This is a genomic window from Nonomuraea corallina, assembly GCF_027620315.1.
Classification (GTDB): domain Bacteria; phylum Actinomycetota; class Actinomycetes; order Streptosporangiales; family Streptosporangiaceae; genus Nonomuraea; species Nonomuraea corallina.
Window position 1 is genome coordinate 1 of the sequence record NZ_JAPNNL010000277.1, and the last position, 5,407, is coordinate 5,407.

Genomic DNA, 5,407 nt, shown 5'->3' on the forward strand with positions numbered 1-5,407 from the left:
GCACCGCGCCCGTCCGTCAGTCCGGCGCCGGGTCCGGTGAGCGGCCAGGGCTCCGGCTCCGGGTCGGCGAGTGCCAGGTCGACGCCGAACACCGGGGCGATCCCGGCGTCCGCGCACGCCCGCGCGTGCTTGACCGCCCCGTACAGCCCGTCGCGGTCGGTCAGCGCCAGGATGTCCATCCCGTGCTCGAAGGCCCGCTCCGCCAGCGCCTGCGGGAACGCGGTGCCGTACCGCATCGAGTAGGCGGAGCTCACGTGGAGATGCGGGAACGGCCCCGCCAGGACGCCCGCCATCAGTCCCACGCCCGCAGGAGCAGCCAGCCGCTGCTGGCGGTGTCGAACCTCAGCTCGTACGTGCCGGCCTCGCGTCCCGGGCCGGCCTCGACCCGCCAGAACCGGCGCTCACCGGGGTCGGTCTCGCTGATCTTCCACCATTCGCGCGCCACAACCCAGTGGTCGAGCACCCGGTGGACGAGGTGAAGCCGGTCACGCCAGACGAACTGGACCGGCTCCCCGTCCCGGGTCCACACCTCTATCGGATCGCCATAGAGTCTGCTCAAGACGCTTCTCCCCGCGGCTCTGGTGCCAATGCTGAGCCACCCGGGGGAAGGCGGGCGCTATGTATCGAACATATGTTCTTACGCGCCGAAGTGCAAGTCGCCCGCGTGCCGGACGAGCGGGTTCGCCCCGATGGAGTTGCGGATGCTGAAGGCCACGCTCCCCGCCCGGTAGCGGTCGTCCGAGCACTCCACCGGCCTGCCCTCGTGCGTGGTGGTCACCCGCCGCTGGCGCAGCAGCGGGCTGCCGCGCCGGACTCCGAGCAGGCGGGCGTCCTGCGCGCTCGCGGGCACCGCGTCGATGAGGTGCTCGCCGTACGCGAACACCACCCCCGCCGAGTCGTACAGCGCCTGCGTCACGGACTCGCAGTCGGGCGGCAGCTCCTCGACGACGGGGGCGATCCACTCCGCGTACGCGGTCCGCTCCAGCAGCACCGGCTCGTCCTCCAGGGTGCGCACCCGCAGCACGTCGAGCACCTCGCCGGGGCCGAGCCTGGCGGCCTCGGCCGGGGTCGGGGGCCGGCGGCGCTGGTTGATCATCAGGCCGCCGTAGCGGTGGCCGTTGGCCCGCGCCCACTGGGCGAAGCTGTGCAGCTCGGCGAAGCTCTGGCTGCGCGCGTTGCCCAGCACGATGCGCCGGGCGCCCTGCCGCGATCCGACCAGGCCCTCGGCGGCGAGCACCGCGACCGCCTGCCGGACCGTCCCCCTGGCGGCGCCGAACCGCGCGGCCAGCTCGGACTCCGACGGAAGCTGCGCGCCCATCGGGTACGCGCCCGCGAGGATCTCGCCGCGCAGCTCGTCGGCGATCAGTTCATAGCGCGCGACCATTCCCGACCATCCCCGTTCACGAAAGAGCAATGGATATGCGACTTACTGGTGCTCGCTTGTTTGTACAAGTTCCCTTACATTCCTCGCACACCCCCGGAGTGGAGGCCACGTGTTCACACCTCGCGTCCGTGCGGCCGGCGTCATCGCCGCCCTTACCGTAGTCACCGTTGCGTGCGGCGCAGCACCAGGCGCCCAGACCTCGACAGCCGAAGGCGGCGTGGACGCGCGCACCGCGACCTCGGCCGCCGACTTCGGCGGCTTCGACAAGCTCGTCGAGGCGGCCAAGAAGGAAGGCGACCTGCACGTCATCGCCCTGCCGCCCGACTGGGCGAACTACGGCGAGATCATCAAGGCCTTCGAGGCCAAGTACGGCATCAAGATCGAGAGCGAGGACCCGGACGCCTCCAGCGCCGACGAGATCAACGCGGTCAAGACCCGCAAGGGCCAGGACCGCGCCCCGGACGTGCTCGACCTGGGCCAGTCCTTCGCCATCAGCGGCGCCGCCGAGGGCCTGTTCGCCCCGTACAAGGTGCGGACCTTCGACCAGATCCCGGAGGGCCAGAAGGAGCCCACCGGCCTCTGGGTGAACGACTACGGCGGCTACATCTCCATCGGCTGCGACGCCAAGAAGATCACCACCTGCCCGGAGAGCTTCGCCGACCTGCTCAAGCCCGAGTACAAGGGCAAGGTCGCGCTCAACGGCAACCCCACCAAGTCCGGCTCGGCCTTCGCCGGCGTCTACGCGGCCTCGATCGCCGGCGGCGGCTCCTTCGACGACATCCAGCCGGGCATCGACTTCTTCAAGAAGCTGAAGGACGCGGGCAACTTCAACCCGGTCGAGACCACCCCGGCCACGATCGAGAAGGGCGAGACCCAGATCAGCATCGACTGGGACTACAACAACGCCGCCTACGCCCCGCAGATGGCCGCCAAGGGCATCGACTGGAAGGTCAACGTGCCGACCGACGGCAAGTACTTCCAGATGTACGCCCAGGCCATCAACAAGGACGCCCCGCACCCGGCGGCCGCCCGCCTCTGGCAGGAGTTCCTCTACAGCCCCGAGGGCCAGAACCTCTACCTGAAGGGCTTCGCCCGGCCGGTGCTCATGCCCGTCATGCAGAGCGACGGCACCATCGACAAGGCCGCCGCCGACGCGCTGCCGGAGGTCGAGGGCGAGCCGGCCTTCCCGAGCCCGGAGCAGATCGACGCGGCCAAGGCCAAGCTGGCGAGCGGCTGGGACGCGGCGATCTCCGGATGAGACGGTCCACGGGGTGGCTCGGCGCGCTGCCCCTGCTCGCCTTCTACGCGTTCGTGTTCGGCATCCCGCTGGCCGCGCTGCTGGCAGGGGCCTTCACCTCACGCGGCGAACCGACGCTGGCCAACCTGCGGCAGAGCCTGGAAGGCGGCAACCTGACCGCCATGGCCGGGAGTGTGCAGGTCTCGGCCGTGGTGGCGCTGACCGGGGCGGTGCTCGGCTCGTTCCTCGCCTACGCGGTCGTCACCTCGCGCTTCACCGCGCTGCGCAACGGGGTGCTGACCGCCTCCGGCGTGCTGGCCAACTTCGGCGGCGTCCCGCTGGCCTTCTTCTGGGTGGCCACGCTGGGCAACTCCGGCGTGGTGAGCGGGCTGCTGGGGCTGCCGTCGGGGTCGCTGTACTCGTTCTGGGGCCTGGTGATCGTCTACCTGTACTTCAGCGTGCCGCTGATGGTGCTGGTGATGGCGCCGGCCCTGGACGGGCTGCGCCCGCAGTGGCGGGAGGCGGCGGCCAACAACGGCGCCACCGCCTGGCACTACTGGCGCCACGTCGGCCTGCCCGTGCTGACGCCCGCCCTGCTCGGCGGGGTGGTGCTGCTGTTCGGCTCGGCCTTCGCCGCCTACGCCACGGCGGCGGCCATGGGCGCGGGCACGGTCGTCCCGCTGGTCACCCTGAAGATCGCGAACGCGCTGACCAGCGACGTGCTGATCGGCCAGGAGAACGTGGCGCTCGCGCTGAGCCTGGACATGATCGTCATCGCCGGCCTGGTCATGCTGATCTATCTGCCGCTGCAGAGGAGGACCACCCGATGGCTGCAGTGACGGGCCTGGAACAGTCTCTGACCGCCGCCCCCGCGCGGCCCGCCCGCCCGCGCGCCTGGCGGGCCGTGGTGTTCGCGCTGGCCGGGCTCTACTTCCTGGTGCCGCTCGGGGCGTCGCTCTGGTACACGATCCACACGCCCACCACCGGCCTGTCCCTCGCGCCCTACGCCGAACTGCTGACGGCCGAGGGCTTCGTCCCCAGCCTGACGCTGTCGCTGGTGCTCGCGCTGGCCACGATCACGCTCGTACTGCTGCTGACGCTGCCCGCGATGCTGGCCGTCCGGTTGTTCGCGCCGGGGCTGCGGCCCCTGATGGAGGTGCTCTGCACGCTCCCGCTCGTGGTGCCGCCGATCACGTTCGTCGCCGGGCTGAGCACCTCGCTGCGGGTCGGCGCCGACGTGCTCGCCCCCACCCCGTTCTGGGCCACGCTCATCGCCATCCAGGACCCGGGCTTCCCCGTCGTGCTCGTGCTCGCGTACGTGGTGCTCGTGCTGCCGTTCGTCTACCGTTCGCTGGACGCGGGGCTGCGCACCATGGACGTGCGGACGCTAGTGGAGGCCGCGCGCAGTCTCGGCGCGTCCTGGCCGCACGTGCTGTTCAGGGTCGTCGTGCCCAACCTGCGCTCGGCCCTGGCCAGCGCCTCGTTCCTCACGCTCGCCCTGGTGTTCGGCGAGTTCACGGTGTCCAGGCTGCTCGGCTACCAGCCGTTCGCGGTGTGGATCGTGACCATCTCCGGCTCGCGCGGCCAGGTGTCGGTCGCGGTCTCGATCCTCAGCCTGCTGCTCATCTGGCTGCTGCTGCTCGCGGTCTCCACCGCTTTCGGGAGGGAAAAGAAGTGACGTCCAAGGTGGAGTTCCGCGGCCTGCGGCGGGTCTTCGGCAAGACGGTCACGCTGGACGGCCTCGACCTGACCGTCGAGCCCGGCCAGTTCGTCGCCCTGCTCGGCCCGTCGGGCTGCGGCAAGACGACGGCGCTGCGCTGCGTGGCCGGGTTCGAGCGGCCCGACTCCGGGGCCGTGCTGGTCGACGGCAAGGACATCACCGACGTGCCCGCCAACAAGCGCGACGCCGGCATGGTGTTCCAGTCGTACTCGCTCTTCCCCAACCTGAACGCCCGCGACAACGTCGCCTTCGGCCTGCGCGTGCGCCGGGTGGCCGCCGCCACCCGCCGGGCCAGGGCGGACGAACTGCTGGAACTGGTCGGCCTGCCCGGCCACGCCGACCGCTACCCGCACCAGCTCTCCGGCGGCCAGCAGCAGCGCGTCGCGCTGGCCCGCGCCCTGGCCCTGGAGCCGCGCGTGCTCCTGCTCGACGAGCCGCTGTCCGCGCTCGACGCCAAGGTACGGGTCGCGCTGCGCGAGGAGATCCGCCGCCTCCAGCTCGGCCTGGGCATCACCACGATCTTCGTCACCCACGACCAGGAGGAGGCGCTGTCGATCGCCGACCGGGTCGCGGTGCTCCGCGACGGCCGTCTGGAGCAGGCCGGCCCGCCCGCCGAGGTCTACGACCGGCCCGCCACCCCGTTCGTGGCCGAGTTCGTCGGCACCATGAACCACCTGCCCGGCCGGCTCGCCGGAGACGGCAAGGTGACGGTCCTGGGCCAGACGCTGCCCGTCGACGGCGCCGTCCCCGCCGACCCCGACGTGCACGTCCTCGTCCGCCCGGAAGCCGTCCAGGTCACCCACACCACCGGCTCCCAGCCCGAGTCGGGGATCGGGGAGGTGGTGACGGCTTCGTTCCGCGGCGCCTCCGTCCGCCTCCGTCTGCTGCTGGACGGTCATGACGTGCTCGCCGACGTGCCCGGTCACGAGGCGGCCCGGCTCGCGCCCGGCACGCGGGTGGCGATCCGGCTGGTGGAGCGTCCCGTCCTGGTGGCCGCGCGTACCGCGCCCGATGCCGTCTGAGGTGCCCGCGGCGGTCCTGTTCGACCTGGACGGCACCCTCGTGG

7 protein-coding genes are annotated in these 5,407 nt (G+C 71.6%); 4 read left to right on the forward strand and 3 right to left on the reverse strand.

From position 1 onward, the window contains the following. The 3 genes from OUY22_RS35360 to OUY22_RS35370 all read right to left on the reverse strand — a co-directional run. The coding region (locus OUY22_RS35360; protein WP_270159679.1) for a PHP domain-containing protein at window positions 1-293 on the reverse strand (293 nt) is incomplete at its 3' end. Further along, on the reverse strand, window positions 293-559 hold the full coding sequence (locus OUY22_RS35365) for a DUF6504 family protein (protein ID WP_270159673.1): 267 nt from the start codon (window positions 557-559) through the stop codon (window positions 293-295). The genes OUY22_RS35360 and OUY22_RS35365, both read right to left, overlap by 1 nt. 78 nt (window positions 560-637) lie before the next feature. Then, window positions 638-1,384: a GntR family transcriptional regulator gene (locus tag OUY22_RS35370; RefSeq protein WP_270159674.1), complete on the reverse strand. Its 747-nt coding sequence runs from the start codon at window positions 1,382-1,384 to the stop codon at window positions 638-640. A gap of 217 nt (window positions 1,385-1,601) precedes the next feature. On the opposite strand from OUY22_RS35370, the gene OUY22_RS35375 reads away from it, so the two are divergent. The 4 genes from OUY22_RS35375 to OUY22_RS35390 are packed head-to-tail and all read left to right on the forward strand — an operon-like array spanning window position 1,602 to window position 5,363. Further along, on the forward strand, window positions 1,602-2,642 hold the full coding sequence (locus OUY22_RS35375; protein WP_270159675.1) for an ABC transporter substrate-binding protein: 1,041 nt from the start codon (window positions 1,602-1,604) through the stop codon (window positions 2,640-2,642). Next, window positions 2,639-3,460 (forward strand): ABC transporter permease, encoded by an 822-nt coding sequence (locus OUY22_RS35380; RefSeq protein ID WP_270159676.1) that lies wholly within the window; start codon window positions 2,639-2,641, stop codon window positions 3,458-3,460. The genes OUY22_RS35375 and OUY22_RS35380 overlap by 4 nt, the downstream gene beginning before the upstream one ends. Next, complete coding sequence (locus tag OUY22_RS35385) at window positions 3,448-4,299, forward strand: ABC transporter permease (protein ID WP_270159677.1); 852 nt, start codon at window positions 3,448-3,450, stop codon at window positions 4,297-4,299. The genes OUY22_RS35380 and OUY22_RS35385 overlap by 13 nt, the downstream gene beginning before the upstream one ends. Beyond that, entirely contained in the window at window positions 4,296-5,363 is a 1,068-nt protein-coding gene (locus tag OUY22_RS35390) for an ABC transporter ATP-binding protein (protein WP_270159678.1), read from the forward strand. Before OUY22_RS35385 ends, OUY22_RS35390 begins: the two co-directional genes overlap by 4 nt. The last annotated feature ends 44 nt before the right edge of the window (window positions 5,364-5,407 follow it).

Bases quoted from the DNA above. Each gene is read 5' to 3' on its own strand.
- OUY22_RS35380 (WP_270159676.1), top strand. From the start codon at position 2,639: ATGAGACGGTCCACGGGGTGGCTCGGCGCGCTGCCCCTGCTCGCCTTC.
- OUY22_RS35385 (WP_270159677.1), top strand. From the start codon at position 3,448: ATGGCTGCAGTGACGGGCCTGGAACAGTCTCTGACCGCCGCCCCCGCG.
- OUY22_RS35370 (WP_270159674.1), bottom strand. From the start codon at position 1,384: ATGGTCGCGCGCTATGAACTGATCGCCGACGAGCTGCGCGGCGAGATC.